This window comes from Giesbergeria sp. (assembly GCF_028686475.1).
Taxonomy (GTDB): Bacteria; Pseudomonadota; Gammaproteobacteria; order Burkholderiales; family Burkholderiaceae_C; genus Simplicispira.
Map to the genome: position 1 here is coordinate 99,821 of NZ_JAQUCA010000006.1, position 26,217 is coordinate 126,037.

Consider the following 26,217-nt stretch of genomic DNA (forward strand, 5'->3'; position numbering starts at 1 on the left):
TTAGCCAAAATTTGCATTTTTCAGGAGTTTTTTCATGCTTGACGACAACCTCAAAGCCCAATTGAAGTCCTACTTGGAGCGCCTGCAACGCCCAGTGGAGCTGGTGGCCTCGCTGGACGACAGCGCCACGTCGCGCGAGCTGAAAGAACTGCTGCACGATGTTGCTTCTGTTTCCGACAAGGTGACAGTGGTTGAAAACAACGATGCGGATACACGCAAGCCCTCGTTCTTGATTACCAACCCCGGCCAAGATAGCGGTCCGCGCTTTGCCGGTGTACCGCTGGGCCATGAATTTACCTCGCTGGTGCTGGCCTTGCTGCAAGTGGGTGGCCACCCCTCCAAAGAAGCCGCCGACCTGCTGGAGCAGGTGCGCGCCTTGGACGGTGATTTCCACTTTGAAACTTATTATTCGCTCAGCTGCCACAACTGCCCCGACGTGGTGCAGGCGCTCAACCTGATGAGTGTGCTCAATCCGCGCATCACGCACACCGCGATTGATGGCGGCGTGTTCCAGCAAGAGATTGAAGCGCGCGAGATTATGGGCGTGCCGACCGTCTTCTTAAATGGCCAAAAATTCGGCCAAGGCCGCATGGAGCTGGCCGAGATTGTCGCCAAAATTGATACCGGTGCAAGCGCCAAAGAAGCCGCAAAAATCAGCGCCAAAGAAGCATTTGAAGTCTTGGTGGTGGGCGGTGGCCCCGCTGGCGCGGCGGCGGCTATTTATGCAGCACGCAAAGGCATTCGCACCGGCGTAGCCGCCGAACGCTTTGGCGGCCAGGTACTCGATACCGTGGACATCGAAAACTACATCTCGGTGCGTAAAACCGAAGGCCCCCAATTGGCCGCCGCGATGGAACACCATGTGCGCGACTATGAAGTCGATGTCATGAACCTGCAACGCGCCAAAGCCCTGATTCCAGCAGCCGAAGCTGGCGGCCTGATTGAGGTGCAATTAGAGAACGGGGCCAGCTTGCGTAGCAAGTCGGTGATTTTGGCCACGGGCGCACGCTGGCGCAACATGAACGTGCCCGGCGAGGAGCAATACCGCACCAAGGGCGTGACCTACTGCCCCCACTGCGATGGCCCACTGTTCAAGGGCAAGCGCGTGGCGGTGATTGGTGGCGGCAACTCGGGGGTGGAAGCAGCGATTGATTTGGCCGGTGTGGTGGCCCATGTCACGGTGCTGGAGTTTGCCGCCGAACTCAAAGCCGATGCCGTGTTGCAACGCAAACTGCGTAGCCTGCCCAATGTGGACATTATTTTGAATGCCCAAACCACCGAAGTGAATGGCGATGGCCACAAAGTCACCGGCATCACCTACAAAGACCGCAGCAACGAGCAAATCAAGCAGGTGGCATTGGAAGGGATTTTTGTGCAAATCGGCCTATTGCCCAACACCGATTGGCTCAAGGGCACGGTGGAACTGAACCGCATGGGCGAGATTGTCATTGATGCCAAAGGCCACACCAATGTGCCAGGCGTGTTTGCCGCCGGAGATTGCACCAGCGTGCCCTACAAGCAAATCATCATTGCCACCGGCGAAGGTGCCAAGGCGGCACTAAGCGCCTTTGACCACTTGATTCGGCACTGACCACCCTACAAGCTGCTGTTTTCCTCAACCGAACTGGTGCGCGACTTGGTATTGGGCATACAGTTCGCGCAGCTTCTCACGCAAAGAACTCATGCCGCCGCTGACGTAAACCCAATTGCCGTGGGCGGCACGCACACTGTCCACCGAGGCATGGCGGATGAAATCGGTCATGAAAAGGACAGGATTGTTGCTTTTGGATAAGGCCACCAGCTGGGTGCTGTTGCGTGCATCGGCAGGCACAAAGGCCAGTTTGGCGAATTTGAAATCGCTTTTAATCATGTGCGCCTGCCCCGGCATCAAGCCAACGATAGTGGCAGCAAAGTTTTTGCCACTTTGTTTCGGCGTGCGCTGGGGGTCTTTTTTCAGCGGGATGTCTCTGGTGTCTTGCGCGTCTTGGCTGCCCACGGCTTGGGGTGCGGCGGCTGGTGCGGGTGGGGCTACTGGAGGCACTGGAGCTACTTGAACCGCTTCAGCTACTTTAGCCGTAGCGGGTGCAAACGGCTGCGTCGGCTGCACGCTTGTGGGTGTTGCTTCTTGTACGACAACTGGAGCCGCTTGTACCGTAGCGGGCGCAATCGGCGGTGCTGCGCTGGAAAAAGGCGGCACCACCGGTTGCGCCAACAAATTAATCGGAATTTGAATCGGCTGAATCTGCGCCAAAGCTGCGGCAATTTTGCTGTGTACGTCTTTGGTCGCCTCTGCAATCATCGCGTTAATTTTTGCTTCGATTTCATGGCGCAGTGGCTCGACCAGCGCCTCCACAATCGAGCTGGCCACCGACTGGGCGATGCCGTGACATGCCGTTTGCAAGGTGCTGGTGTCTGGGCGGGTAATGTGGTCTGGCATAGGGCGCTCCGTTTGGAAAAAAGACCGATTGTGGCCCTGTTTTGCGTGCGCGCAGGCGGGCTTGGTGGGTGTCACGGAGACCTTAAACCACCAAGCAGGGGCGTGGCTGCATCTGATAGGCACCAGATAGCCGCATCTGCTGCTGTTATCTATGCGCCTGCCATTCCATAGTGGAGGTCTTGAAGCCGGGGGCGTTGTGTGCGCCCACCAGCCCTTGTTGCAAGGCCTTTTATGTCTGACCCTTCTCTTCCTCCACCTGCGCCCGTAGCGCGCAAAGTCATTCCCATCACCCCAGAGCCTGCGGCCTCGGTTCCGTTTTACGCGGCGCAGGTCAAAATTCAGCCGCGCTCTATCAAGGGGGTGCTGGCACGCTGGCGCTGGATTATGGTCTGGCTGACACAACTGTTCTTTTATATCGTGCCGTGGTTGCAATGGAACGGGCGCCAGATGTTGCTGTTCGATTTGGAGCAGCGGCACTTTTACCTGTTTGGGTGGCTGCTGTACCCGCAAGACTTTATCTACCTGACAGCCTTGCTGATTATTTCGGCGCTATCGCTGTTTTTGTTCACAGCGGTGGCAGGGCGCTTGTGGTGTGGCTTTGCCTGCCCGCAGACGGTCTATACCGAGATTTTTTTGTGGATTGAACACCATATCGAAGGCGACCGCAGCGCGCGCCTGCGTCTGGATGCTTCGCGCTGGACGACCGATAAGCTGTGGCGCAAATCGCTCAAGCAATTTTTGTGGCTGGCCGTGGCACTGTGGACAGGCTTTACCTTTGTCGGTTACTTTGTCCCCATTCGCACGCTGGCGCTAGAAGTCATGGCGCTGCAAGGTGGCTGGCAAATTTTCTGGGTGCTGTTTTATGCACTGGCGACCTATGGCAATGCGGGCTTTTTGCGCGAGCAAATCTGCAAATACATGTGTCCCTATGCGCGTTTTCAGAGTGCAATGTTTGACCCTGACACGCTGATTGTTACCTACGATGCTGCGCGCGGCGAGACGCGCGGGCCACGCAGCAAAACCATAGATGCCAAAGCGCAAGGGCTGGGCGATTGCATTGACTGCACCTTGTGCGTGCAGGTGTGCCCGGTGGGCATCGACATCCGCAAGGGCTTGCAGTACGAGTGCATCGGTTGTGGCTTGTGTGTAGATGCCTGCAACTCGGTGATGGACAAAATGCAGTATGCGCGTGGCCTGATTCGTTACACCACAGCCAATGCCTTGGCCCAAGGTTGGGGCGCGGCGCAGGTATTGCGGCGCGTACTGCGCCCGCGTGTGCTGATTTATAGCGTGGCACTGGTGGCCCTGACGGTGGCGATGGTGGCCAGTTTGGCGGTGCGGACTCCCTTGAAAGTGGATGTGATTCGTGACCGGGGTGTGCTGGCGCGGCAGGTAGGGCCAGGGCAGGTAGAAAACGTCTATCGCTTACAGATGGCCAATGCCACCGAGCAACCCCAACGCTACCGCATCACCGCCAGTGGCATTGCGGGTTTGCAGGTTGCGTCAGAGGCCGAGGTAGAAGTGCAGGCCGCCAGTTCGCGCTGGGTGGTGCTGCGCTTGCGCGCGCCCCACGATGCTCTGCCCAGCGGCCCCCATCCGGTGGCGCTAGATTTTGTCGCTTTGGGGCAGCCGGGGCTGGCGCTGCGCGAGAACACCACCTTCTTGTTGCCACGCTGATGCTATGTCTGCCCTGCACCGGCCAGTTGACCCAGCGTGGCCAAGGCCTGCTCGGTGCGGGCGTTCCAAGCATGGCCGTAGTTCAGGCGCAAGCAATGGCTAAAAGCGTGCGATGCCGAAAAGATAGGCCCCGGCGCGATGCTGATGTGCTGGGCCAGCGCCTGTTGGTGCAGGCGCAGTGCATCGCAGCCCTCGGGCAACTCGACCCACAAAAAGTAGCCACCCTCGGGCCGGGTGGCGCGCGTGCCTACGGGAAAGTAATGCCCTACCGCCTCGGCAAACTGCGCCTGCTGTGCGATAAATGTCTGGCGCAATTTACGCAAATGCTTGTCAAAGCCCCCTTGCTCTAAATACAGCGCCAGCGCCATTTGTACCGGCACCGAGGCACTGAGTGTAGTGGTGAGCTTTTGCCGTGCTACGGCACGGGCAAAGCGTCCCGGTGCGGCCCAGCCGATGCGGTAGCCCGGTGCCAAACATTTGGAAAACGAAGAGCAATGCAGCACCAGCCCTTCGGTATCAAACGCCTTGGCGGGCAGCGGACGCTGGTCGCCGAAATACAGTTCGGCATAGACATCGTCTTCAATCAGCGGCAGTTGGTAGCGCGTGATGAGTTCTACCAGCGCTTTCTTCTTGGCCGTAGGCAACAAACTGCCCAGCGGGTTCTGAAAGTTGGTCATCAGCCAACAGGCTTGGGGGCGGTGGCGCACAATGGCAGCCTCCAGCGCCGCTAAATCAATGCCCTCGCGCGGGTGGGTGGGCACCTCGATGGCTTGCAGCCCTTGGCGCTCCAACGCTTGCAAGGCGGCATAAAAGGTGGGGGATTCCACCACCACTGCATCCCCAGGCCGGGTCACGGCAGACAGGCACAGATTGAGCGCCTCCAGCGCGCCATTGGTAATCACAATGTCTTCGGCGGGCACGGCAACCCCGGCGGCCAGATAGCGCAGAGCGATTTGGCGGCGCAAACCCGCATGGCCGGGGGTGAGGTCGTCCACCGTACTCCAAGGGTCAAGCGTGCGTGCGCTGGCGGCCAGGCATTGGCCTAGGCGTTGCAGTGGATACAGCAGCGGGCTGGGAAAGGCCGACCCCAGTGGCACCACCTGCCGCGCCATGCTCGATTGCAGCACCTCAAACACCCGCTCACTCACATCGACGGCAATGGCTTCGTTGCTGGGCTGGGAGGGCCGTTCTGGCTCTGGCGGCGCACGGCGCAAGCTGGGGTTGACAAAATAGCCGAAGCGTTCACGCGCTTGCACCAAACCACGCGCTTCTAGCAGGTAGTAAGCCTGAAACACCGTGGATGCGCTCACCCCCCGGCTGGTGCAGGTATGGCGCACCGACGGCAAGCGGTCACCAGGGCGCAACAGCCCGCTATGGATAGAGCTGGCAATATCAGCGGCTAAAATTTCGTAACGTTTCATGCGGTTTTTAGGCAACAAAATGCAGCCGCGCGAGAGCGCTGCGAGTGCAGCACTGGAACCAAGTTAGCATCAGGTGCTGAAACAGGCTTAGGTAACAACCCAGTTTTCTATTTCCAGACCGGGCACTCGGGCAAATTCGCCCATGTTGTTGGTGACCAAAATCAGCCCATCGCTGCGCGCGTGGGCTGCAATATGCAAGTCATTGACCCCTATCGGCTGCCCGGCCTTTTCTAGTTTGGCCCGGATAGCACCATAGTGTTGCGCTGCTTTGCTGCCGTAAGGCAGCACCTCAAGGCGGCTACAAAAATCCTCCACAGCGGCTAGATTCTTATGAACTTGGCTGCTTTTTTCTGCGCCATGCAAAAGCTCCGACAAAGTAATGGCAGAAATGGCCATACGGTGGGCATTTTGGTTGAAGGTGGACAGCACCTCAATCGGGCGGCGCTTGAGCACATAAATAACAATATTGGTGTCGAGCAAGTAGCGCAGCATCAAAGCGCTTCCCGCTCTGTCTGCTGCTGGCTGGCGCGTTCGGCCATGAAATCATCACTGACTTCGGGGCCGTTCAGAAAAAAGCTGTCCCACGCCTGCCCCACGGGAACAATGATGCGCTCATTGCCTTTGGCCCGCACTTCTACTTTGTGGATGTGATCTGGCAAGCGCAGCGACACTGGCAGCCGAACTGCCTGTGTGCGATTGTTGCTAAAAACTGTGCTGACAAGCATAGACACCTCCTTGCATGTATATATCTTGAGTATATAGCTCTGCTGTACTACATGCAGGCAGGCTTAGTTGGCGTAATAACTGGGCTGTGCCACCGAAGTCGGTTGCGCCTTGGGCAATTCAAATGCCTTGGCAGGCAGGGCATCGGCATTCAGGGATGGAGCCGTCTGGTTGTTCATCAACATGCCGCGCAACTTTTGCAAGCTCTCTTGGAACGAGCCGGTCAGGCGCTCACCCTCGGCGCGGCTGGTGACGATGTAGGGGGTGATGGTAATGAGCAACTCGGTTTTTTCGTTGGTCTTTTTGGTCGAGCCAAACAAGCCACCCAAAATCGGGATGTCTTTAAAGCCCGGTAAACCCACCGCTTCGTTGTTGTTCTTGTTTTGAATCAAACCGGCCAGCATGATGGTTTTGCCATCTTCTACCGTGATGTCGGTGGTCACCTTGCGCTTAGAAAAGCTGGGGTATTGCGAGCCACCCGTCGAAACCGGGTTACCAATGCTGCTGACCTCTTGGGCAATGCTCAAGGACACATTGCCGGAAGAGGTAATGTTGGGTTTCACCTCTAACAAAATCCCCGTAGGGCGGTATTGCACCGAGTTGGAGGTGGAGAAAGAACTGCCGCCCAACAAAGTCCCGCTCGATGGCGTGGAGACAGTTTGGGTAATCACCGGGATTTCGTTGCCCACTTCAACCTTGGCAATTTTGCCGTCGCTGGCCAACACATGCGGGGTGGACAAAATATTGACATCGGTATCTTGGCCCAACAGGTTCAACATGCCAATCACCTGCCCGGCACTGCCAAATACCGCATAGTTCAGGCCGGAGCTGTTGCCCAACACGGCAGGCGTAGCACCACTGGCGCTGGTGGCGCGAGGAGCCAAAGCCCCTTCTAGGCCAACAAAGCCGGGCCAGCTTTTGCCGTTGTGCGATAAGGCCGATTTCAGCCACCACTCGACGCCGTATTGCAGGGTATCGGTCAGGGTGACTTCGGCCACCATCACTTGAATCAGCACTTGGCGCGGCGAGGAGTCTAGGCGCTCTAACACCTTGCGGATTTGTTGGTAATCTTGCGCCGAAGCCCGAATGATGAGCGAGTTGCTGCCCTCATCGGCAATCACTTGCACCGAGCCACCCAAGCCGGTGCCGCTACCACTGCTGCCAGCGGCGCTGGGCACATTGCCGCCGCGCTCAATGGTGCGCGTGGTGCCTGCTGCATTGGCAGCGCCACCACTGGCAGCACCCAAACCACCAGCGCCAGCACCACCGGCAGAAGCGCTACCAAAGGCTGAGCTATTGGCCGAAGGCAGACCCGAGGCCCCGGTGTTGTTGCTGGGTGCCGCCGCACCGCCAAACAACTGCTGCAAAATGTTGGCCAAATGCGGGGCGTTGCTGTTGACCACCGGATAGACATGCACATAAGCGCCCAAACCATTGCGCGGCTCGGCATCCAGGGTTTTAACCCATTGCTCGGCGGCCTGCATCAGCTTGTCGTTGGCCGTGGCGACCAGCAAGGCGTTCATGCGTACCACCGGCAGCACATACACTTTGGCGGCATCGGTGCCGGCCCAGTTGAACAGGCCCGAGGTTTTGAACAGCCCTTCCAATTCTTTGGCCATGTCGGGCGCTTCGGCGTGCGACAAGGGCAATAGCTTGACTTGGATGTGGTTGAAATAATCCACGTCCAAGGTTTTTACCATGTCGATGATTTTGTCCACATTGGCTTGCCGGTCGGTGACAATCAAATGCTTGTTGGCCGGGTCGTTGGTGATGGCCGCCTGCGGGCCGACAAAATTACGCAAAGTGTTGACCAACTGGTTAGCCTGCACAAATTGCAACGGAATAATCTGCATCACCAAAGAGGCCGGCCCCACGCCTTGCTTGGCCACCGAATCGCGCACCGCCGCAGCATCACGCAGCACTTTGTAGGTTTTGCCTTGGCGCACGATGGCGATATTGCTGGTGGCCAAAGCGGTTTCTAGGGCGCTAAAAATATCGGCCATGCTGATGGCCCCCGTACTTTTGAGCGTGATACGCCCCTGCAAAGAGGGGTCAATGATGTAGTCGAGCTTGAGAATATCGCCCAGCACCACCTGCAAGACATCGTAAATATCGGCGTTGTCAAATTTGAGTGTCACACCGGGATTGGGGGTGTTGGACAACTCCGTCCCGGCAAAGCTGGGGGCAGCTGGGGCCGCAGCGGGCACCGCCACACTGGGGGCTGTGGCACCAGCGGCACCAGCAGCACCAGCAGCACTAGGGGCGCTAGAGGCACGCAAGGCAGCACCCAGAGGGCTAGGGGCCGCAGCGGGGGTGCTGCTGCTACCCGGCACCAGCACCGGATTGGATACTGCTGGCGTTGGCGTTGGCGTTGGACTAGGTGCAGGTGCAGAAACTGGTGCAGGCGCTGGTACAGGCCGGGGTTTACCAACTCCCAACAGGGTCGAGAGCGATGTGCTGGGTGCTGCCTCTTGCGCGGGCGCGGGGGCAGCGGCACTGGGGGCAGCAGCTGGGGCGGGGGTAGCCACTTGCATCGGTTGGCCGGTGAATGGGTTGATGGGCGCCTGCGGCTGTGCCCAAACCGACGGCGTGAGCAGCACCACGCTGGGAGCCAACAAGCTGGCCAGCACCATCTGACGCAACACGGGAGGAGAGAATTTTTTCATTATGATTTGCTGGGATTCTGGGAAGGATTGGTTTTTTTGCTGCTGCTGGCCGTGACGCTGCTCCAGCCTTCGGGCATGGGTTTGAAGTGCAGACTGCTCAGGCGCAGGCGAATATCGAGCTGCTGGCCGCCGCGCTGGGGGTCGGGCACCACGCGCAGTTCCAGATTGTCCACATCAACGCGTTTCGGCAGGCGCGCCAAAGCCGCTTGCAAGCGCGGCAATTGCTGGGGCACGCCGTTGAAATGGGCGCTAATGCTGATGCGGCTGGCCACACTGTTGAGGGGCTGCTGCTGCGGCTCGTTCCATTGGATGTCAGAAAAGTAGAGCGATTGCAACATTTGTTGCACCTGGGCCTGCATTTTTTGCGTGGCCGCTGGGGCCTCGGCATCGACAAACCATTTTTGCGCCAGTGGCCCAAAATCAGGTTCTAGTTTGTCGTGGCTGGCGCTGATGTTGGCATCCAGCGCTAACACGCTTTGGTTGTTTTCTGCCGTCATTTGCTGGTCGAAGACTTCTTCACGCTTTTCTAGGTAGCCGTCGATATGCTCATCAAACAGCGATGCCAGCAGCAGCACCACCACCACGGGAAAGGCAAAATACTTGATACCGTGCTCCCGGTACACACGTTTAGCGGCACGTTTCATCATGGTTTGGCGGCTTTCTCGGGTGCGTTGCTGGCTTCGCTGCTGGCTGCCTCTGGCTCGGCGCTGGGGGGTGCCGGGGGCAGTTTTTCAGTTTGTAGATGGATGCCGATGTCTGAGCGTTCGGCCAGAAACTCGGGCACGGGCAATTCGGCAAATGGCTGGTAATCGGGCAAGGTGCGTTCTTGCAGCCATTGCAGGGCGGCAGCATCGCCGGTGCCGGCCAGTTCTACTTTTTGGCCATCCAAACGCAGATAAAGCAACGTGGCCGGTGGCGGGGGTAACACGGCCAGCAGTTGCGGCAACGGCAGGGGCGTTTGGTGGGCGGCCTCTTGGGCTTGGGCCGCTTGCACGGCATCGGCCATCCACAGGGTTTTGAGCTTGAGCAGTTTGGCCGCTTCGACCTTGGGGGCTTGCTGGCGCAGGTCTTCGTGGGTTTGCTCAATGTGGCGCTCTAGTTGGCCATCGTGCCACAACATCAGGGCCAAGCCTATCAGGCCCACGGCACCACCCACGCTGCTCCAAAAATTGATTTTTTGTACCAAATACTGCTGCGTGGCTTGCAGCACAATGCCCTCTAAGCTGGAGCGCCAAAGTTGCTCTAACAGGGCGGCCACACTGCGCGCGGGCAGGGCACGGCGCGCATGGGGCCAGTGGCTCTCATCCAACGCCGACAACACGGGGGCCGAGGCCCAGAGTTGCACATTTTGGGGAGGCACGTTTTGGGCCGGGCTGCCCAGCACACCATCGGGCAGGGCGGCCAGCTCCAGCTTGAGCAGTGCCGCCAAAACCGCACCGTCTTGCACGCTGGCCGTCTCCAATACCCGGCTACGCAGTAAAGCGCCATCAGTGGCCAAAATATGCAAACAATAGCCTCCAGCAGCTTCGCCTTCTAGCACCATACAGACTTGGCCTTTGCACTGCAAAGACAGCGGCTGGAATAATTGCGCGCGCGCAAACAGCTCTACCGTCTGCAAAGCACAGGCGGCGCTGATGCGCTCGATTTCGGCCACCCAATCTTTGTGTATCCAGAGCAAGGATTTTTGCGTGCCTTGGCCAAAGTGGTCGGTTTGCGTTAGCACGCTAGAGGCGGCAAAGGGCAGCAATGGCCCGGCTTCGCTGCTGGTGGCGGTGGGCGGCAAAATGCCCAAAATATCACCAGCCAGCACCCAGACGATTTCGCTGGCCGCCGGAATGCGCCATTGTTGGCTGCACGCACCCAAGGCCGCTTGCAGTGCAGGCAAATAGCCTTCGCCGTCGGGCAAATCGGCCCGATGGGCATGGGCTTGCTTCCAGCCCAGCCAGCCACGCTGAAAGTGCAGCACCTGCACGCCCTGTGCAGAAAGAGAGACGAGCAGTTGGTGCCGTCGTGGAGGAGGAAGGAGCCGGTTGTGCATGGGGTAAAGCGTCAAAATCCTGAAAATGGGGCCTTAGCGGTTGGTGCTGGGCGGTGCAAAGGGCAAGCTGCGCTGCGTCCATTGGTCTAGCAGCTCTAAGGTGCCGGCTTTTTTGGCCACCGTGGCCACCAAGGTGTTGCCACCGGCCACAGGCCGCGCACGCTGCACGCGCGCGCGCACTAGCAGCACCGGGGCATCGGGGCTGCTGGCGCTCAGGCCGGCAGCTTGTACCCAAGCCTGAAACTGCACCGTGGGCACCGCCCCAGCGCGCCGCCATTGGGCCAGCTGTTGCAGTTGCTCATCGCTGGCTTGGCCCAAAACTTTGAACAGTGGCAGGGGTGTGGCGTAGGGATGGACTTTTTTCTGGCCCGTACCCACCACCAGCCAATGCTGTAAACCTTGCAGATTGGCACCATTGCCGCTAGAGAGCATCTGGCGCGGAATGTCGGGCCAATCGAGCAATTCTTGCAAACTGGCAAAACCCGCACCGCCGCGCATCCGCGCCAATTCTTGCTTGAAAGCCAGCACGCGGTTGGCCAAGTCTTGGGCGGCTTCGGGCGAGGTGGCCCCCAGCAGCAGAAACAAGCGCTGCCATTCTGCCGCCGTGAGTGTATTGGCATCGGGCAGGCCGCTGCCATCTTCTAGCAGCACCTCTATTTGCAGCGCGCCTACCGCCACACTATAAGGCGTGCTGCTGAACTGCCAGCGCGGTTTTTGGCGCAGCGCCTCGTGGCGCGGGTCAGGGGGCAGGGCCTCAATGGCCAAGCTGATGGCCGCTTGCGCGATGGCGTATTGCACCGCCCCTTGCAAGGCGTATTGTTCTTGCAGCAATTCTTTTTCGCGTGCCAACAGTTGGGTATCTAGGCGCAGGGAGGCACTCACGCCCAACACCAACGTCGAGACCACCGCCAGCAGGCCCAAGGCAAATAGCAGCACATAGCCGCGTTGCCGATGGTTTGGATAAGGCGATTTAGCCCTCTTCATCAGCGCGCTCCATCCCGGTGGGCGCTATACACCACTGGCGGTGCATCGGCGTGCAAACCCGACAAGGCCAAACGCATCAGGCGTGGTGGCGGTTGGCTGGCATCCCAGCTCGCCACCCAGCGTGGCTGGGGTTTGCCTTGGGCATCTAGCCCCTGCAATAAAAAAGAAAAGGCGCACACCTGCAAGGGTGCAGCTAAAACCCAGCGTTGGCCTTCGGCCTCGGGGGTGGGGCCACGCGCTACCGGTGCGCCCGGTGGCGCGGCAGGCGGCAAGGCTTGCACTTGATAGACCAAAGCCCACGCCTTGCTATCGGCGGCTTGTTCGCAACGGTAGCGCACCCGCGCTAGGGGCAGCGGTGGCGTATCGGGTGCGCTGGTGCGGCTGCGGCTGGACATGGGCAATTGCCAAGGATGCAGGGTGTCAAACTCCAGCACAGTTGCATCGGCATAGACGCGCAAGCCCCGGCCTTGCCATTCGTGCTGCAAAATGCGCTCGGCAGCGCGCACCGCTTCACGCGCTGGGTTGCGCGCTTGGTGGCGCGCGTAAAAATCCGAGGCCATCGACAAACCTGCCGTACCCACCAGCGCCACCAGCGACGATAAGGCCAAAGCGACAATCAGCTCCAGCAAGGTAAAACCCCGCTGTGGTGCGCGCTGAACAGGGGCGGACATCATGGTGCTTAGCGCGCAGCAGCAGCGGCCGCAGGTTTAGCGGTGGCAGCAGCGGGTGGTGGGTCTAAACGGTAAGTGGCCAAACGATAAGCCTGTGGCGCGGCCTTCGGCCCCCAAAACACTTCAATCTCGACCGAATGCAATACTGACTTGAATTCGGTCAGCAGCGCTTGCTGTGCTGGCTCTAACAAAGGTACCGGGCGCACTTGAATCCGATAGCCCAAATCTATACCGGCAAAGCGTTCTTCGCCCGCATCAGCGGCCAGCAGGTAGTCGGGGTGACTCAATACCTCATCGAGTTTGGCTTGTGCCAGCGCCAGCGCTGCCGCATGGGCAGTTGATTTGGCCTCTAGGCGCGTGCTGCCCGAAATAGCGGTAAAGGCAATCGCCAGCCCGGCACCGAGCAACACCATCGCCACCAACACTTCCAGCAGGGTAAAACCTTGCTGGCGCTGGCAGGCGGGCCTAGCGGCCAGCTGGAACAGGGTCTTGTCGTTCAATGCGGCCACTGATTTTTGCCAAATGAAAAATTTGCTGCATTCCGCTGGGAGTACGGATTAAAAAACGCGCCTCGGACAGGCCGCCATCCGGGTAGAACACCAGCGGCAGCGCCGCTGTACGCTCGTCAGAGGCGGGCCGAAACTGGTAGCCGGGCGGCAGCTCTAACACCATGCGCTGCTCTTTGGATCCCAGTTGCTGCACGATGGCATGGTGCTTAAAGTCCACCAGCGCTTGCACGGTGCCAGCGCCCAACACGGCCTTGTTACGCAAGCGCTTGAGGTCCAGTTGGGTGCGGTCTATCCAGTGCTTTTCGTTGGCGCGCAGGGCCATTTTGTCCACCGAGACTATCGCCAGCCCGGTGCCAATGCCAATCAGCACCAGCACCAACAGCAGCTCTAGCAGGGTAAAGCCCGATGCTGGCCGCCGTGCCGGAGGGCAACAGGCCAAGCGGCTCACTCCCAACTGTGGATGTCGGCATTGTCGCCGCTGCCACCCTCCTTGCCATCGGCCCCGAGCGAAGACAGCTCGTAGTCGGCCTTTTCGCCCGGTGCTTTATAGACGTAAGAATGGCCCCACGGGTCTTTATCGACCCGCTTTTTCAGGTAGGGGCCGCGCCATTTCAGGGCTTCGGCTTGGTCCGCTGGTTTGTCGGACAGGGCGCGAATGCCCTGCTCGGTGCTGGGGTACTGCGACATATCCAGCCGGTAAGTATCCAAGGCCGCGCCCACCATTTCAATTTGGGTGCGCGCTGCTTTGATTTTGGACGAATCGAGTTGCCCAAACAGCCGTGGCCCCACCAAGGAGGCCAGCAGGCCCAAAATCACCATCACAATCAGCAGCTCAATCAAGGTAAAGCCGCGTGCTTGGCGCACAGAAGAAGACAGTTTTGGTTTTGAAAATAGCATCATGTGTGTCAAAGCCCGCTCACATAGGCATGTCATTGATGGAAAAAATGGCGGTCAGCATCGACACCACAATGCCGCCAATCAGGCCGCCCATCAGCAAAATCATCACCGGTTCAAACAAAGCCACCAAGTTGCGCGTGGCCTTTTGGATGTCTTTCTCGTACTGGTCGGCCACTTTAATCAGCATGGTGTCTAAAGCGCCGGACTCTTCGCCCACGGTGGCCAATTGCCCCAACAGTTTGGGAAAGAAGGGGTCAGCACGCACCGGCCCCGAAACCCCCCGGCCCTCTTGCACCGCCCGCACCAAACGGTCTAGGGCTTTACGCAGGGGGATGTGGTCGGTCAGTTCGCGCACAATCCGCATCCCAGTCAGTATCGGAACCCCACTGGCGAGCAGAGTTCCCCAGGTGCGGCACACATGGGCCAGTTGTATTTTGAGCAGCAACGGCCCCAACACCGGCAGGCGCAACAGTGCCAGTTGCCAGCGTTCGCGCCAAACCTCATCGCGCAGGGCCATGACAAAACCCGTCACCGCCAGCGCCAGCCCTATCACAAAGAAGATGCCATAGTTTTTGAGAAATTCACCGACGGCAATCAGCACCGCTGCTGGCCCCGGCAAACTTTGGTTCATGTCGGCAAAAATTTGGCCAAACTTGGGCAAGACAAACACCGTCAGGCCGAGCAAGGCGCTCATGCCAAACACAAACAGCAAAATCGGGTAGATGGACGAAGTCACCAAAAACGCGCGAAATTCCATGCTGCGCGTGTAGAACTCCACCAAGCGGTGCATCACCACCGGCAGTACGCCGCCCTCTTCACCGGCGCGCACCATGTTGATATACAGGCGCGGAAATACCTTGGGGTGCTGCATGAAGGCATCGGCCAAGGTATTGCCTTTTTCTACCTCCAGCACCACCTGCTGCATCACGGCCCGAAAGTGGGCTTGTTCTAAACTGCCGGTGCTAATGTGCAAGGCCCGGTCTAGCGGCAAACCGGCATCCAGCAAGGTAAGCAATTGCTCCGTCATGGCCAGCACATGCTTGAGGCCGACGCGCTCTTGGCCCCAACGCCCAGCGGTGGCTTTGGCGGCCGTGGGACTGACCACAGGGGCAGAGGATGCCGCTGCCACCGGCGCACGCACCGGCGGCGCTGCTGTGGCAACCGGCACAGCCCGCTCGGGGGCGGCACTCGCACTAGGACGGGGGCGCACGCTACTGAATCTCCTGCCGTGTCACGCGGGCCAGCTCTTCTAGCGTCGTCAAGCCCGCCAACACTTTACGAATGCCATCGGCGCGCATGGTACGCACGCCTTGCTCTAGGGCTTTTTTACGCACGCCCTCGGCGGGCAGTTTTTTAATGATGGCCTCTTTGATAGCGGTGGTCATGGGCAGCAACTCATAAATGCCGGTGCGCCCGGTGTAGCCCGATTGGCCGCAATGGCTGCAACCCCGCCCATGAAACAGTTGCGGCACCTGCTCAGGGGCTACGCCTTCTTCGGCCAAGAACAACAAGTCGGCCTCGGTGGGCGCTGTGGCTTCTTTGCAATGCGGGCAAATCATGCGTACCAAGCGCTGCGCCACAATCAACACCACCGAGGAGGCAATCAGGTAGCTTTCTACCCCCATGTCCATCAGCCGGTGGGCTGCGCCAAAAGAATCGTTGGTGTGCAGGGTAGAAAACACCAAATGCCCGGTCAGGGCCGATTGGATGGAAATTTCTGCCGTTTCTTGGTCGCGAATTTCCCCCACCATGATGATGTCGGGGTCTTGGCGCACAATCGAGCGCAAGGCACTGGCAAAGGTCAGGCCAATTTGCGATTTGACCTGAATCTGGTTGATGCCATCAATTTGGTACTCCACCGGGTCTTCTACCGTGATGATTTTGTTCTCGGGCAGATTCACACAGGCCAGCGCCGCGTACAAGGTGCTGGTTTTGCCGCTGCCGGTGGGGCCGGTGACCAAAATCATGCCATGCGGTTGGGCAATGGCTTGCTGCAAGGCTTGCAGGGTTTCGTCGTCTAAACCCAAAGACTCTAGCCCCATCAGGCCCGGCCCTTGGTCTAATAAACGAATCACCATGCTCTCACCATACACCGTGGGCACGGTAGAGACGCGCATATCCACCTGCCGCCCCGCCACTTCCATTTTCATGCGGCCATCTTGCGGCAGGCGGCGCTCGGCAATGTTCATTTTGGCGCGCAATTTCAGGTGCGAAATCGCCGGGGTGTACATGCGCCGGGGTGGCGGTTCGGTTTCGCACAACACGCCATCGACGCGGTAGCGCACCCGAAACTGCTGCTGTGAGATTTCCAAGTGCAAGTCCGAGGCGCGGCGCTCGACTGCGCGCAACAACAAAGATTGCACCAAACGCACCACCGGGGCATCTTCTGCCAACGCCTTCAGGGTTTCTAGGTCGTCGTCGGGACTATCGCTGCTGCTGTCCACCTCGGCTTGGGTAAAACTGTGGCTGCTGGCGTTATCGGGGTTATAAACTTGGGCCAACTGGGCCGCTATCCAAGCCTTAGGGGCCAAAGACAGCTGCACCGGCACACTAAAAAATTGTTGGAGTGCATCCAGCGCGGCCAGCCGCACCGGCACGGCACTGAGTACCTGCACGCCCCCCTCTTCTACCAAGAAGGGTAACAAACCATTGGCGCGCAAAAAATCGGGCGACAGTCCGGCTACGGGCGGTATAGGCTCTGTGGCAGGGGTGGTGGTATCGAACACTGGGGCGCGCAAGGTGCGCGCAAACTCGACCAGAAGGGCGGCCTCCGCAGCGTCCGTTGCGGTGCCGGGGAGATGGCTGCTCATGTTGAAAAAATGGGGGTAAATTCTGCCGAAGGCCCAATAAAAAATTGCACCAGCACAGCCCAAAGCCGCGCCAGTGCGCCACCAGCATTCTACCGACTTGGCACGGCCAAGCCCAACAAGCCATCGACACCATACAGCAAGGCCATGCGCCCCAGTGCCTCGGGCAGGCCCTGTACCTGCAAGGTACGCCCTTGGGCCAACAGAGTGCGACGACACTCTAACAACACCGCCAAAGCAGCGCTATCAAACTGGGCCAGGGCCGAGGCATCGAGTACACACACTGCTTGTGTCTGCTGGGCCAAGGTTTGTTGCAAACCGGCCAAAATAGCCGCCGCTTGGCGATGCGTTAGCTCGGCGGGCAAGGCCAGCGCTGGGGCCGCCTGCACCTCCTCAGCGCTTGTTGGCATTGCTCAGGTTGCGCGCGGCCAGGGTGGCAATCAGGCCATCTACTCCCTTGGCATTGATTTCTTGGGCAAACTGGGTGCGGTAGGTGTCCACCAGCCAGACACCCAGCACGTTCAGGTTGTAGATTTTCCAACCTGCGCCCACACCGGGGGTTTTTTCTAACCGATAGTCCAGCTGTACCGGGTCGCCACGGCCACGCACTTCGGTGCGTACCAGCACATCTTTGTCCTCGGGTGCAGCACGCAAGGGCTTGATGGTGATGGTTTGGTCGCTCACTTGCGACAAGGCCCCAGCGTAGGTACGCACCAACAGGGTTTTGAATTCTTCTTGCAGGCGCTGCTGCTGTGGCGCGCTGGCTTGCCGCCAACCGGGGCCTACAGCCGCAGCAGTCATGCGCTTAAAGTTGACATTGGGCATGATGGTTTTGTCCACCAACACCATAATTTTGTCAATGTCGCCGGTTTTGATGCTTTTGTCGGCGCGTACCGCATCCAACACTTCGGTAGAGAGGCGCAGGATAAGGCCATCGGGGGCTTCATCGGCAGCGCGGGCGGGCAAGCCAAAACCCAGCACCAAGGCGGCGAGTGTCGTAGTGGCCAAACGGCCTAAAAAACGGCGTTGCATGAAATCACTCTTTTCAAAAATTCGGGACTAGCGGGTTGGCTTATAGGGCTTATAGGGCTTATTCGGTTTATTGTTCAGGCTCAGGCGGCAAACTGCCATCGGCAGCCTCGTCTGCGGCACTGCGGTCCATATCGCGGTCGATACCGGCCCGCTGGCTACGCACGCGCAAAAACACATCGCGGCTAAAGCTGTATTTGTCTAAAGCAGCACCGTCAAGCATCTCGCCAGCGCGCAAAAAATTGGCGCGGGTATCCACCAAGCGCAGGGCATACAGGCTGTTGCGGCTGGGGATGTCATCCACCCCTTTGAGTAGATTGCCTTGGCTATCGACCGGCCAAGCCAAGGTATCGCGCACCGTCGATGGCCCCAGCAAGGGCAACACCAAATAGGGGCCGGGCGGCACGCCCCAGCGACCCAAAGTCAGGCCAAAATCTTGTTTGTGTCGCTCTAGGCGCATTTCGGTGGCAATATCCAACACACCGCCCAAACCAAACACGGTATTGATACCAAAGCGGAAAAAGCTGCTCATGGCGGCCTCGCCACGCCATTGCAGGGTGTTGTTGACAAACGACCAAGCATCGCCCAGATTGGCAAAAAAGTTGCTCACACCCCGGCGCGCCAGTTCGGGCACCGCTTGCTGGTAGCCGGTGGCCACGGGTTTCAGCACGGCCTCATCTACCGCGTCATTAAAGCGGCTCATGCTGCGGTTGTACGATTCAAACGGGTCTTGTGGATGTGCCGAGGGCGCACTGGCACAGCCCGCCAACACCAAAGCAGACAACGCCAAGGCTGTGCCAAGGCGTGGAGAACAAAAAGGCTTCATCAAAAAAGAGGGGGTCATGGTTGGGCACTGCCTGTGCTGGCCGGAGTCGATTCTGCGGCCTTGCTGAATAAAAATTGGCCAATCAGATTTTCTAATACCATAGCCGATTGGGTGGCCGTCACTACATCGTCGTGGGCCAAATTGGCTTCATCGGCCCCGGCTTCAATGCCGATGTACTGCTCGCCCAGCAAGCCACTGGTCAAAATTTTGAGCGAGCTGTCTTTGGGAAAGTGGTAACGTTTTTGCAGTGTCAGAGCCACTTCGGCCTGAAAAGTTTTATCGTTAAAGGTAATCGACTCTACCCGGCCCACCACCACGCCAGCGCTACGCACTGCCGCTTGGGGCTTGAGGCCACCAATGTTGTCAAAACGGGCGGTCACGCGGTAGCCCGATTCAAAGTTGAGCGAGAGCAGGTTGGCCGATTGCAAAGCCAGAAACACCAGCGCCACGGCCCCCAACATGACAAACAGACCGACCCAGACATCGTTTTTGGATTGCTGCATTCGAGACTTCTTTGCTTAGATACTGAACATGGCGGCTGTCAGGACAAAATCCAAGCCCAACACCGCCAACGAGGCCATCACCACGGTGCGCGTGGTGGCGCGCGATACCCCTTCGGGGGTGGGCTTGGCGGTATAGCCTTGCAGCAAGGCCACAAAGGTGACGGTGATGCCAAAAGCCACACTTTTGACCACGCTGTTACCCAAGTCGCTGAATACATCCACGCCGCCCTGCATTTGGCTCCAAAACGCGCCCGCATCTAGCCCCAGCATGGGCACGGCCACCGCCCAGCCACCCACTACACCCACCGCATTGAACACCAGCGATAGCACCGGCATGGCAATCACACCGCCCCAAAAACGCGGGGCCAAAATGCGCTGCACGGGGTCCACGGCCATCATCTCCATTGCGCTGAGCTGCTCCCCGGCGCGCATCAGGCCAATTTCTGCCGTGAGCGAAGTGCCCGCACGCCCAGCAAACAGCAGCGCGGTAATCACCGGCCCGAGTTCGCGCAGCAAACTAAGCGCCACCAACTGGCCTAAAGCCTCGGTGGAGCCAAAATCTTGCAAGGTGTAGTAACCCTGCAAGGCCATGACAAAACCCACAAACAAGCCCGATACCGCAATAATGGCGAGTGAATAGTTGCCCAAGAAATGCACTTGGTCGCGCACCAAGCCGAATCGGGTCAAACTGGCGGGCAACCATTGCAACAAACGGCCAAACAGTCGTGCCGCTTGGCCTATATCGGCCAGCTGGCGGCGCGCCGCCAAGCCCACATCGGCAGGACGGTACCAACTCATGCGCGGCCTCCACTGGGGCCAATGGGGCCAAAATCTTGCGCCGCATCTGGCCCCGGATAGTGGAACGGCACCGGCCCAGTGGGCAGGGCATGGACAAACTGGTGTACCAGCGGGTCAGTGCTGTGGCGCACCTGCTCCGGGGTGCCTTGGGCGGCAATCGTGCCCGGCCCCAAAATCACCACATGGTCGGCAATTTGGAAGGTGATTTCTACATCGTGCGAGACGATGATGGTGGTCAGGCCCATCGCATCATTGAGCTGGCGAATCAACTGCGCCGCCGTGCCGAGGGAAATGGGGTCTAAACCGGCAAAAGGCTCGTCGTACATCACCAATTCGGGGTCCAGGGCGATGGAGCGCGCCAGCGCCACGCGCCGCGCCATACCGCCCGAAATTTGTGCGGGCAGCAAATCGCGCGCACCGCGCAAGCCTACCGCGTGCAACTTCATCAGCACAATATCCCGAATCAAGGCTGGCGGTAAATTGGTGTGTTCGCGCAGTGGAAAAGCCACATTGTCAAACACCGTCATGTCGGTAAACAAGGCCCCAAACTGGAACAACATGCCCATGCGGCGGCGGGCTGCATACAGGGCAGCAGTGTCCATCTGGCCCACATCTTGGCCATCGAACAGCACCTGCCCTTGCTGGGCTTGTTGCTGGCCACCCACCAAGCGCAGCACCGTGGTTTTGCCGCCCCCCGAAGCCCCCATGATGGCCGTGACTTTGCCACGCGGCACTGCCAAGGACAGGCCACGCAAAATGGGTCGCTCGCCATAGCTGAAATGCACATCGCGCAGCTCGACAAACGGGGCAACAGAAGAAATAGGGGAAGATGAAAGCATGAAACAGCACAACGCAAGCCGTAATCATAGGCGCTAACGGCTGGCCTTGTATGGCATTAGGTTTTATCGGTGCAGCAGCAGCTTGTTGGCTATGATGCTGCTCTTTGCTTCGCCCCTGCGCCCGGCTACGGCAAAGGTTTTTCATGTTTGCTGCACCCGCTTCTATTGTGCCTGCTGCACGCCCCCCCAGCCCAGCCACCAGCGGCCTGCACCTGATGGCCGACCTGCATGGCTGCCAAGGTGACCTGCGCCTGATGCACGATGCCGATTTTTTGCAAAATTTTTGCCAAGCCAGCGTGCAGGCGGCTGAACTGACGGCGGTGGGGTGCTTGTTTCATCTTTTTGGCGCGCAAGGCGGCGTGACGGGCGTGGTGGTGCTGGCCGAGTCCCACCTGTGCATCCACACTTGGCCCGAGGCGGCCTATGTCACGCTGGATGTCTATGTGTGCAACTACTCTAGCGACAACCGGCACAAGGCCGAGCAGCTCTTCCATACCTTGCAGCAAGCCTTTGCTGCGCGCGATGCCCGGCTGCACCGGGTAGAGCGCCGTTGAACCAACCTGCCCTGGCATCAGGACAGATGCAGGTGGTTTGCGTGCAAGTCTAATTGGCGTGGTTGACCAAGTATTCGAGCGCTTTAACGCGGTCGGCGGTCACGTTCATCTTGCACTCAGTGCTACCCACGATACTGAGGTCAAGATTGCCCGCATAGGTAATGGGATAAAGCTCACAGTTTAAGTCGCGAAACCGTATCCAGGTACGTTGGACGGCTTGGAGTTCCTTTTTATTCTCAGGGTTATTATCCATTTTTATGATGGTCTTATAGGCCTCGTTTAAGCGGACATCCTGGCGTTTGAGTTCTGCGCTGACACATTTATCGATTTCTGTCCGGTCACTATCGGCCTTGTGCATACAAGCGTCGAATTTTTGTGACAGATTGCTTTCTTGGGCGCTGGCTGCCAAAGGCAGAGCGGCGGCAAAAATCAGGGTGATTTGAAGGAGCAAGGGTTTCATGGACTTGCCTTTTAAGGCTGGATGGGGCTTCAGACGGTCACTCAATGAAATTTTCAAGCTCTTTGGCACGCTCGGCGGTCATCCGCATCGTGCAATCACTGGCATTGACCGCGGCACTGGTGCCCCCGTCGGGGTCGTGGTAAAAGTCACAGTTTAAATCGCGAAACTTTATCCAGACCCGTTGGGTGGCTTGGAGTTGTTTTTTACGCTCAGGGGTTTGGTCAGATGCCATCAGCGTCTTATAGGCTTTGTTTAAGCGGGCATCTTGGCGTTTGAGTTCTGCGTCGGTGCAGTCCATCATTTCTATCGTGACACCACCGGACTTGTCCATGCAAGCGCTGAATTTTTTAGACAGATTGCTGTCTTGGGCGCTGGCCGCCAAAGGCATGGCGGCGGCCAAAGCAAGGGTAATGTGGAGGAAAAGGGGTTTCATTAGTTTGCGCGTGAAACCTCGGCATTCATGTCAAGGAGGTAGAGCGCGGAACGCCTAGCGCTCCTTGCTTTGGGCCGAACCTGCTCACGTCCGTTTAATAGCCCGGTTGACAGAAATGAGTGCAAGGCTTTTCACCACGGCTGGGCCTTGCGGCTCTGCCCGTAAGTTCCGACCTTCAGGTGGTAGTTGACCTGGTCAGGGCAGGAAATTGGCTTTGGCGCTCCCCCAAATGAAACACACTCACCACTTGGGTTAAAGCATCCGCTTGGCTGTGCAAAGATTCAGCTGCGGTGGCGGCTTGCTCCACCATCGCGGCATTTTGCTGTGTGGCCACTTCCATTTGCTCGATGGCTAAATGCACTTGGTCGATGCCGGCACTTTGTTCGGTGCTGGCGGCGGTAATCTCGCTCATGATGTCGGTCACGCGGCTGATGCTGGCCACAATTTGCTCCATCGTTTGGCCAGCTTGTTCTACCAAATGGCTGCCGTTTTCTACCTTGTCCACCGAGTCGCTAATCAAGGCTTTGATTTCTTTGGCGGCCTCGGCACTGCGCCCGGCCAAACTACGCACCTCAGAGGCCACCACGGCAAAACCCCGCCCTTGCTCGCCCGCGCGCGCTGCCTCTACCGCCGCATTGAGGGCCAAGATATTGGTTTGAAAGGCAATCCCATCAATCACGCTGATGATGTCAACAATCTTTTTCGACGAAGTGTTGATAGAGCGCATGGTGTCCACCACCTGCGCCACCACCTCGCCGCCTTGGGTAGCCACCTGCGAGGCCGATTGCGCTAATTGATTGGCTTGGCGCGCATTGTCGGCATTTTGCTTGACGGTGCCGGTCAGGGTATCCATCGAGGCCGCGGTTTCTTCTAGCGATGTAGCCTGCTGCTCGGTGCGCGCAGACAGCTCCAAGTTGCCAGCGGCAATTTGGCTCGATGCTGTGGCGATGGTATCGGTGCCGATGCGAACTTGCTGCACCGTGTGCAGCAAACTGGCGTTCATGTCTTTCAGAGCCTGCATCAGCTGGCCGGTTTCGTCTTGCGATTCGACGGCAATGTCCATCGTCAAATCACCGCTGGCCACATGGCGCGCCACGGCCACCGCCTCGCGCAGTGGGCGGGTGATGCTGCGCGTGGTGGCCCAAGCCAGCACACTGCCCACCAGCACCGCCACGATAGCGGCCAAGTACAGCGTCCAGCTCAGGCGCTGGCTGGCGGCTCGCGCCTGTGCGCGCACCTGCTGCTCGGCGGCCTGGTGTAACTCAACCAATTTGTTGATTTCGGCCAGCAACTGCCGAAACAGCGGATCTATCTGTTTGGACAGAATCTGGGCCACACCCTCTGTATTGAAGGCCAGCGCCTGACCGATGGCATCGGCGCGCAGGCCAGCCAAACCTTTTTCTAACTCGGCCATACGGGCAAAAATAGCTTTTTCTTCTTCGCTGGTGCCCAAATCAATTAACTTTTGGCGCGCTTGGGCGTACAGCTGGCTATGCTCTTTGAGCCGCGCCTCTTCTTTGTTCATCTCACTGACTTCAGAATGCAAGCCAATACTGCGAATGGCCACCACTGCTTCGAGTTGCTCGGATTTCATGGTGGTCGTCCATTGCACTTTGGCGCTGGCCAGCTCCAGCCCGTCAAACAACTGCTGCTCGTTGCGCGCGGTGCTGATGTTGACCAATACCACCACGGCAATGAGCAGAGCCAAGACAATGCCAAAGCCGATTTTGAGGCGCGTACCGATACGCAGGTCACTGATTTTCATAGGAAAAAGTTTCGCTAAGAAAGAAAGGCAGCAGTCAGCGGTGGAAACTGCCCAGAGGCCACTGCCCTCAACCAGCAGAGGCAAGAAAGCGCTGGCACCGCGCGCACGGGCAGCACTAGGCACTAAGAGACTAGGGCGCGTTACTTATAGATGCCGACACCAATCAGCACATCATCGACTTTTTCAACATAGGTGGATTTGGGTTCGACCACTTTGGTGATAGCGTTGGGCCACTTGTAATCGACCCAGCCTTTGCCGCTTTTTTGCGCGGTGTCAATAAAGCCTTTAACGATGAACTTGCCATCAGCGTCTTTGATTTCGAGCAAGTTTTTGCCAATCAGCTTGGCGTTGGAACCGTGGCATTTATTATTGCCTAGCATGTCGTAGCACATGACATACAGGTCTTTTTGCACAAAAGCGCCCTTGGGGTTGTTGAATTCGGCAAACGCCTTTTCTGGCCCACTGGACTTGATGAGTGCAACCCCCTTCTTGACCATTGCCATCGCCTCATCGGCAGTCCCTTTTTCCGAAGCAACAGCACTGAAGGCCAGAGTGAGGGCAGTGACACCCACTGCTACATGCTTGAGCATAGTTTTCACAGAAATTTATCCTTTTCTTGGTTTCAGACGCTGCCGTTTTGCACGCTATCTTGTGCCCATTGCACGACACAGCCATGACAAGCCGAACAGCTTACAGACTCCGCAGTATCCCACTGCGGCCTGTCTGGAACTTGACGACTGCACCTGCACCGTGCAGTCTGTGCCAAATTAATAGCGATTTTTGTAGCTAAAAAATGTACTATGCCCAAAACTTAAAAACCTATGAAAAATCCATTGCCCCATCCACTCAAAATAGGCCGTCCACTGGGCGGCTTGCTCTTCGCGCTGCTTGCCTGCACATCGGCCCAAGCCGAAGCAGATGAGGGAGCTACCGCCAGAAGGCTGAAATTTTCTGGCTTTGGCACGCTGGGACTGACCCACCACAACAACCGCGACGTAGGTGTCATTTCGTCGTTTGGGCAAGAGTCACCCGCCCATGACGGGTTTTCTGAAAACTTGGACAGCGTATTAGGGGCGCAACTCAATTGGCAGGCGGCCGATGACACCTCGTTGGTGCTGCAAGCCGTGGGCCGCGCCGGAGAGGGCATGAAGCCCCAAGTACGTATGGGTTATGTGCGCCAGCAATTTGGCCAAAATACGTCGGTGCGCTTGGGCCGCTACCGCAGCGCCTTGTACTTTGATGCCGATGTGACCGAAATTGGCTATGCCAACCTCACGGCGCGCAAACCGCTGCCGGTATATTGGATTAGCAACAACGTAGCAGCGATTGACGGCATTGATGTGCAATGGCACCACAGCAGCGGCAATGCGGGCTGGCTGCTCAATGTGTATGCAGGCGAGAGCAATACCCAGCAAAAATTTCCCTTAATCCAAGGCGATACCAAACTCAGAGACATCCGAGGCTTTGCCCTGACTTATATGCTGTCGAATGTCTCTTTGCGTGCTTCCAGAACCTGGGTCGGCAAATACGCCGTGCAATCGTCGCGGCAGGTGGAGCAAATGAACGCTGGCTTGCAGCAGGCCGCTGGCGGCTTGGCAGCGTTGGCAGCAACGCCGGTGCTGCCAACACCAGTGCGGGCCAGTCTGGCCAGCAAGGCCAGTGAAATCGCCAGCTATGCCAATCCGTTTGATAACCAGCCCATTTACACCAGCTTGGGCTTTAACGCCAATTTTGACAACTGGTCAGTTATGGGCGGCTGGGTAGGTTTTGATTCGCAATCGGCCATGATTGGCAAATACAACAGTTACAGCGTCACGGTGGGCCGTAGCATCGGCAATATCACGCCCTATATTGAGCTGGCGTACCAGCGCCGCTCCAATCCTATCTTCAATACCAATGCCTTAGGCCCCACGGGCCTGCATCCGCAGCTGGATATGGGGCTGGCCCAACTACAAGGAGCATTCTCCGAAGCCGCCCAGTTTGCTGATTTTTCTATGCGCTCAGCCAGTGTAGGGATGCGCTGGGATGTGCAAAAAGACATGGCCCTCAAGCTGCAATACGACCTCATCAAAACCCCAAGCCCCTACCGTGCTGGCGGGTTGGCCACCAGCACCTTACCCATCAACAACAAAGTGCATCTGGTTTCTGTGGTGTTCGACTTCATTTTCTAAGGACACAGC

Annotated in this window: 28 protein-coding genes; 4 read left to right on the forward strand and 24 right to left on the reverse strand. The window is 58.2% G+C overall.

Going from position 1 to position 26,217, the window contains the following annotated elements; all coding sequences use genetic code 11:
- Positions 1-34: 34 nt before the first annotated feature.
- Positions 35-1,591: an alkyl hydroperoxide reductase subunit F gene (gene ahpF, locus PHX60_RS06080; RefSeq protein WP_300075845.1), complete on the forward strand. Its 1,557-nt coding sequence runs from the start codon at positions 35-37 to the stop codon at positions 1,589-1,591.
- 24 nt (positions 1,592-1,615) lie between these two features.
- Here the strand turns inward: ahpF and PHX60_RS06085 are convergent, their stop codons facing one another.
- Positions 1,616-2,437: a hypothetical protein gene (locus PHX60_RS06085; protein WP_300075847.1), complete on the reverse strand. Its 822-nt coding sequence runs from the start codon at positions 2,435-2,437 to the stop codon at positions 1,616-1,618.
- A gap of 231 nt (positions 2,438-2,668) precedes the next feature.
- Here PHX60_RS06085 and ccoG point away from each other — a divergent pair, with 231 nt between their 5' ends.
- Positions 2,669-4,114 (forward strand): cytochrome c oxidase accessory protein CcoG, encoded by a 1,446-nt coding sequence (gene ccoG, locus PHX60_RS06090; RefSeq protein ID WP_300075849.1) that lies wholly within the window; start codon positions 2,669-2,671, stop codon positions 4,112-4,114.
- 2 nt (positions 4,115-4,116) lie between these two features.
- On the opposite strand, the gene PHX60_RS06095 is transcribed toward ccoG, so the two are convergent.
- The 19 genes from PHX60_RS06095 to PHX60_RS06185 all read right to left on the reverse strand — a co-directional run bounded on the left by PHX60_RS06095 (position 4,117) and on the right by PHX60_RS06185 (position 20,825).
- Positions 4,117-5,535 (reverse strand): PLP-dependent aminotransferase family protein, encoded by a 1,419-nt coding sequence (locus PHX60_RS06095; RefSeq protein ID WP_300075851.1) that lies wholly within the window; start codon positions 5,533-5,535, stop codon positions 4,117-4,119.
- Positions 5,536-5,622: 87 nt separating this feature from the next.
- A complete protein-coding gene (locus tag PHX60_RS06100; RefSeq protein WP_300075853.1) occupies positions 5,623-6,027 on the reverse strand; it encodes a type II toxin-antitoxin system VapC family toxin in 405 nt (134 codons plus the stop codon).
- A complete protein-coding gene (gene vapB / locus PHX60_RS06105) occupies positions 6,027-6,260 on the reverse strand; it encodes a type II toxin-antitoxin system VapB family antitoxin (RefSeq protein ID WP_300075855.1) in 234 nt (77 codons plus the stop codon). Before vapB ends, PHX60_RS06100 begins: the two co-directional genes overlap by 1 nt.
- Positions 6,261-6,323: 63 nt before the next feature.
- Entirely contained in the window at positions 6,324-8,924 is a 2,601-nt protein-coding gene (gene gspD, locus PHX60_RS06110) for a type II secretion system secretin GspD (protein ID WP_300075857.1), read from the reverse strand.
- Positions 8,924-9,571: a hypothetical protein gene (locus tag PHX60_RS06115; RefSeq protein ID WP_300075859.1), complete on the reverse strand. Its 648-nt coding sequence runs from the start codon at positions 9,569-9,571 to the stop codon at positions 8,924-8,926. Before PHX60_RS06115 ends, gspD begins: the two co-directional genes overlap by 1 nt.
- The gene (locus PHX60_RS06120) at positions 9,568-10,962 is read right to left on the reverse strand and encodes a hypothetical protein (protein WP_300075860.1); all 1,395 of its coding nucleotides are present in this window, start codon (positions 10,960-10,962) and stop codon (positions 9,568-9,570) included. Before PHX60_RS06120 ends, PHX60_RS06115 begins: the two co-directional genes overlap by 4 nt.
- 33 nt (positions 10,963-10,995) lie before the next feature.
- Complete coding sequence (locus PHX60_RS06125; protein ID WP_300075862.1) at positions 10,996-11,946, reverse strand: hypothetical protein; 951 nt, start codon at positions 11,944-11,946, stop codon at positions 10,996-10,998.
- Entirely contained in the window at positions 11,946-12,617 is a 672-nt protein-coding gene (locus PHX60_RS06130) for a type II secretion system protein (protein WP_300075864.1), read from the reverse strand. Before PHX60_RS06130 ends, PHX60_RS06125 begins: the two co-directional genes overlap by 1 nt.
- A gap of 8 nt (positions 12,618-12,625) precedes the next feature.
- Complete coding sequence (locus tag PHX60_RS06135; RefSeq protein WP_300075866.1) at positions 12,626-13,126, reverse strand: type II secretion system protein; 501 nt, start codon at positions 13,124-13,126, stop codon at positions 12,626-12,628.
- Complete coding sequence (locus PHX60_RS06140) at positions 13,083-13,574, reverse strand: prepilin-type N-terminal cleavage/methylation domain-containing protein (RefSeq protein WP_300075867.1); 492 nt, start codon at positions 13,572-13,574, stop codon at positions 13,083-13,085. Before PHX60_RS06140 ends, PHX60_RS06135 begins: the two co-directional genes overlap by 44 nt.
- Positions 13,571-14,026 (reverse strand): type II secretion system major pseudopilin GspG, encoded by a 456-nt coding sequence (gspG, locus tag PHX60_RS06145; protein ID WP_300075869.1) that lies wholly within the window; start codon positions 14,024-14,026, stop codon positions 13,571-13,573. The genes PHX60_RS06140 and gspG overlap by 4 nt, the downstream gene beginning before the upstream one ends.
- Before the next feature lie 16 nt (positions 14,027-14,042).
- Positions 14,043-15,233, reverse strand: a complete 1,191-nt coding sequence (locus PHX60_RS06150; RefSeq protein ID WP_300075870.1) for a type II secretion system F family protein — start codon at positions 15,231-15,233, stop codon at positions 14,043-14,045.
- Between the two features lies 1 nt (position 15,234).
- Entirely contained in the window at positions 15,235-16,833 is a 1,599-nt protein-coding gene (locus tag PHX60_RS06155) for a GspE/PulE family protein (RefSeq protein WP_300075872.1), read from the reverse strand.
- Positions 16,834-16,922: 89 nt separating this feature from the next.
- A complete protein-coding gene (locus PHX60_RS06160) occupies positions 16,923-17,240 on the reverse strand; it encodes an STAS domain-containing protein (protein ID WP_300075874.1) in 318 nt (105 codons plus the stop codon).
- The gene (locus PHX60_RS06165; protein ID WP_300075875.1) at positions 17,224-17,862 is read right to left on the reverse strand and encodes a phospholipid-binding protein MlaC; all 639 of its coding nucleotides are present in this window, start codon (positions 17,860-17,862) and stop codon (positions 17,224-17,226) included. The genes PHX60_RS06160 and PHX60_RS06165 overlap by 17 nt, the downstream gene beginning before the upstream one ends.
- A 67-nt stretch (positions 17,863-17,929) precedes the next feature.
- A complete protein-coding gene (locus tag PHX60_RS06170) occupies positions 17,930-18,703 on the reverse strand; it encodes a VacJ family lipoprotein (protein WP_300075876.1) in 774 nt (257 codons plus the stop codon).
- Positions 18,700-19,188, reverse strand: coding sequence for an outer membrane lipid asymmetry maintenance protein MlaD (gene mlaD, locus PHX60_RS06175; protein ID WP_300075878.1), 489 nt, complete (start codon positions 19,186-19,188; stop codon positions 18,700-18,702). Before mlaD ends, PHX60_RS06170 begins: the two co-directional genes overlap by 4 nt.
- Before the next feature lie 15 nt (positions 19,189-19,203).
- Positions 19,204-19,986: a lipid asymmetry maintenance ABC transporter permease subunit MlaE gene (gene mlaE / locus PHX60_RS06180; RefSeq protein WP_300075880.1), complete on the reverse strand. Its 783-nt coding sequence runs from the start codon at positions 19,984-19,986 to the stop codon at positions 19,204-19,206.
- Positions 19,983-20,825 carry an ABC transporter ATP-binding protein gene (locus PHX60_RS06185; protein WP_300075882.1) on the reverse strand — a complete coding sequence of 281 codons (843 nt, stop codon included), beginning with the start codon at positions 20,823-20,825 and terminating at the stop codon, positions 19,983-19,985. The genes mlaE and PHX60_RS06185 overlap by 4 nt, the downstream gene beginning before the upstream one ends.
- 143 nt (positions 20,826-20,968) lie before the next feature.
- Here PHX60_RS06185 and speD point away from each other — a divergent pair, with 143 nt between their 5' ends.
- A complete protein-coding gene (speD, locus tag PHX60_RS06190) occupies positions 20,969-21,379 on the forward strand; it encodes an adenosylmethionine decarboxylase (RefSeq protein ID WP_300075884.1) in 411 nt (136 codons plus the stop codon).
- 49 nt (positions 21,380-21,428) lie between these two features.
- Here the strand turns inward: speD and PHX60_RS06195 are convergent, their stop codons facing one another.
- From PHX60_RS06195 to PHX60_RS06210, 4 genes are all read right to left on the reverse strand, one after another.
- Entirely contained in the window at positions 21,429-21,839 is a 411-nt protein-coding gene (locus PHX60_RS06195) for a lysozyme inhibitor LprI family protein (RefSeq protein WP_300075886.1), read from the reverse strand.
- Between the two features lie 37 nt (positions 21,840-21,876).
- The gene (locus tag PHX60_RS06200) at positions 21,877-22,272 is read right to left on the reverse strand and encodes a lysozyme inhibitor LprI family protein (protein ID WP_300075888.1); all 396 of its coding nucleotides are present in this window, start codon (positions 22,270-22,272) and stop codon (positions 21,877-21,879) included.
- A gap of 175 nt (positions 22,273-22,447) precedes the next feature.
- A complete protein-coding gene (locus PHX60_RS06205; protein WP_300075890.1) occupies positions 22,448-24,037 on the reverse strand; it encodes a methyl-accepting chemotaxis protein in 1,590 nt (529 codons plus the stop codon).
- A gap of 140 nt (positions 24,038-24,177) precedes the next feature.
- Positions 24,178-24,627, reverse strand: a complete 450-nt coding sequence (locus PHX60_RS06210; protein ID WP_300075891.1) for a cache domain-containing protein — start codon at positions 24,625-24,627, stop codon at positions 24,178-24,180.
- 231 nt (positions 24,628-24,858) lie between these two features.
- Here PHX60_RS06210 and PHX60_RS06215 point away from each other — a divergent pair, with 231 nt between their 5' ends.
- Positions 24,859-26,208 carry a hypothetical protein gene (locus PHX60_RS06215; RefSeq protein ID WP_300075893.1) on the forward strand — a complete coding sequence of 450 codons (1,350 nt, stop codon included), beginning with the start codon at positions 24,859-24,861 and terminating at the stop codon, positions 26,206-26,208.
- Positions 26,209-26,217 lie beyond the last annotated feature (9 nt).

Coding starts and splice junctions, on each gene's coding strand:
- PHX60_RS06155 (WP_300075872.1), bottom strand. CDS start 16,833: ATGAGCAGCCATCTCCCCGGCACCGCAACGGACGCTGCGGAGGCCGCC.
- gspD (WP_300075857.1), bottom strand. CDS start 8,924: ATGAAAAAATTCTCTCCTCCCGTGTTGCGTCAGATGGTGCTGGCCAGC.
- PHX60_RS06100 (WP_300075853.1), bottom strand. CDS start 6,027: ATGCTGCGCTACTTGCTCGACACCAATATTGTTATTTATGTGCTCAAG.
- PHX60_RS06205 (WP_300075890.1), bottom strand. CDS start 24,037: ATGAAAATCAGTGACCTGCGTATCGGTACGCGCCTCAAAATCGGCTTT.
- PHX60_RS06095 (WP_300075851.1), bottom strand. CDS start 5,535: ATGAAACGTTACGAAATTTTAGCCGCTGATATTGCCAGCTCTATCCAT.
- PHX60_RS06120 (WP_300075860.1), bottom strand. CDS start 10,962: ATGCACAACCGGCTCCTTCCTCCTCCACGACGGCACCAACTGCTCGTC.
- PHX60_RS06200 (WP_300075888.1), bottom strand. CDS start 22,272: ATGAAACCCCTTTTCCTCCACATTACCCTTGCTTTGGCCGCCGCCATG.
- PHX60_RS06165 (WP_300075875.1), bottom strand. CDS start 17,862: ATGCAACGCCGTTTTTTAGGCCGTTTGGCCACTACGACACTCGCCGCC.
- PHX60_RS06115 (WP_300075859.1), bottom strand. CDS start 9,571: ATGATGAAACGTGCCGCTAAACGTGTGTACCGGGAGCACGGTATCAAG.
- PHX60_RS06195 (WP_300075886.1), bottom strand. CDS start 21,839: ATGAAACCCTTGCTCCTTCAAATCACCCTGATTTTTGCCGCCGCTCTG.
- mlaD (WP_300075878.1), bottom strand. CDS start 19,188: ATGCAGCAATCCAAAAACGATGTCTGGGTCGGTCTGTTTGTCATGTTG.
- PHX60_RS06160 (WP_300075874.1), bottom strand. CDS start 17,240: ATGCCAACAAGCGCTGAGGAGGTGCAGGCGGCCCCAGCGCTGGCCTTG.
- PHX60_RS06170 (WP_300075876.1), bottom strand. CDS start 18,703: ATGACCCCCTCTTTTTTGATGAAGCCTTTTTGTTCTCCACGCCTTGGC.
- PHX60_RS06125 (WP_300075862.1), bottom strand. CDS start 11,946: ATGAAGAGGGCTAAATCGCCTTATCCAAACCATCGGCAACGCGGCTAT.
- gspG (WP_300075869.1), bottom strand. CDS start 14,026: ATGATGCTATTTTCAAAACCAAAACTGTCTTCTTCTGTGCGCCAAGCA.
- PHX60_RS06210 (WP_300075891.1), bottom strand. CDS start 24,627: ATGCTCAAGCATGTAGCAGTGGGTGTCACTGCCCTCACTCTGGCCTTC.
- PHX60_RS06130 (WP_300075864.1), bottom strand. CDS start 12,617: ATGTCCGCCCCTGTTCAGCGCGCACCACAGCGGGGTTTTACCTTGCTG.
- ahpF (WP_300075845.1), top strand. CDS start 35: ATGCTTGACGACAACCTCAAAGCCCAATTGAAGTCCTACTTGGAGCGC.
- PHX60_RS06185 (WP_300075882.1), bottom strand. CDS start 20,825: ATGCTTTCATCTTCCCCTATTTCTTCTGTTGCCCCGTTTGTCGAGCTG.
- mlaE (WP_300075880.1), bottom strand. CDS start 19,986: ATGAGTTGGTACCGTCCTGCCGATGTGGGCTTGGCGGCGCGCCGCCAG.
- PHX60_RS06085 (WP_300075847.1), bottom strand. CDS start 2,437: ATGCCAGACCACATTACCCGCCCAGACACCAGCACCTTGCAAACGGCA.
- vapB (WP_300075855.1), bottom strand. CDS start 6,260: ATGCTTGTCAGCACAGTTTTTAGCAACAATCGCACACAGGCAGTTCGG.
- ccoG (WP_300075849.1), top strand. CDS start 2,669: ATGTCTGACCCTTCTCTTCCTCCACCTGCGCCCGTAGCGCGCAAAGTC.
- speD (WP_300075884.1), top strand. CDS start 20,969: ATGTTTGCTGCACCCGCTTCTATTGTGCCTGCTGCACGCCCCCCCAGC.
- PHX60_RS06215 (WP_300075893.1), top strand. CDS start 24,859: ATGAAAAATCCATTGCCCCATCCACTCAAAATAGGCCGTCCACTGGGC.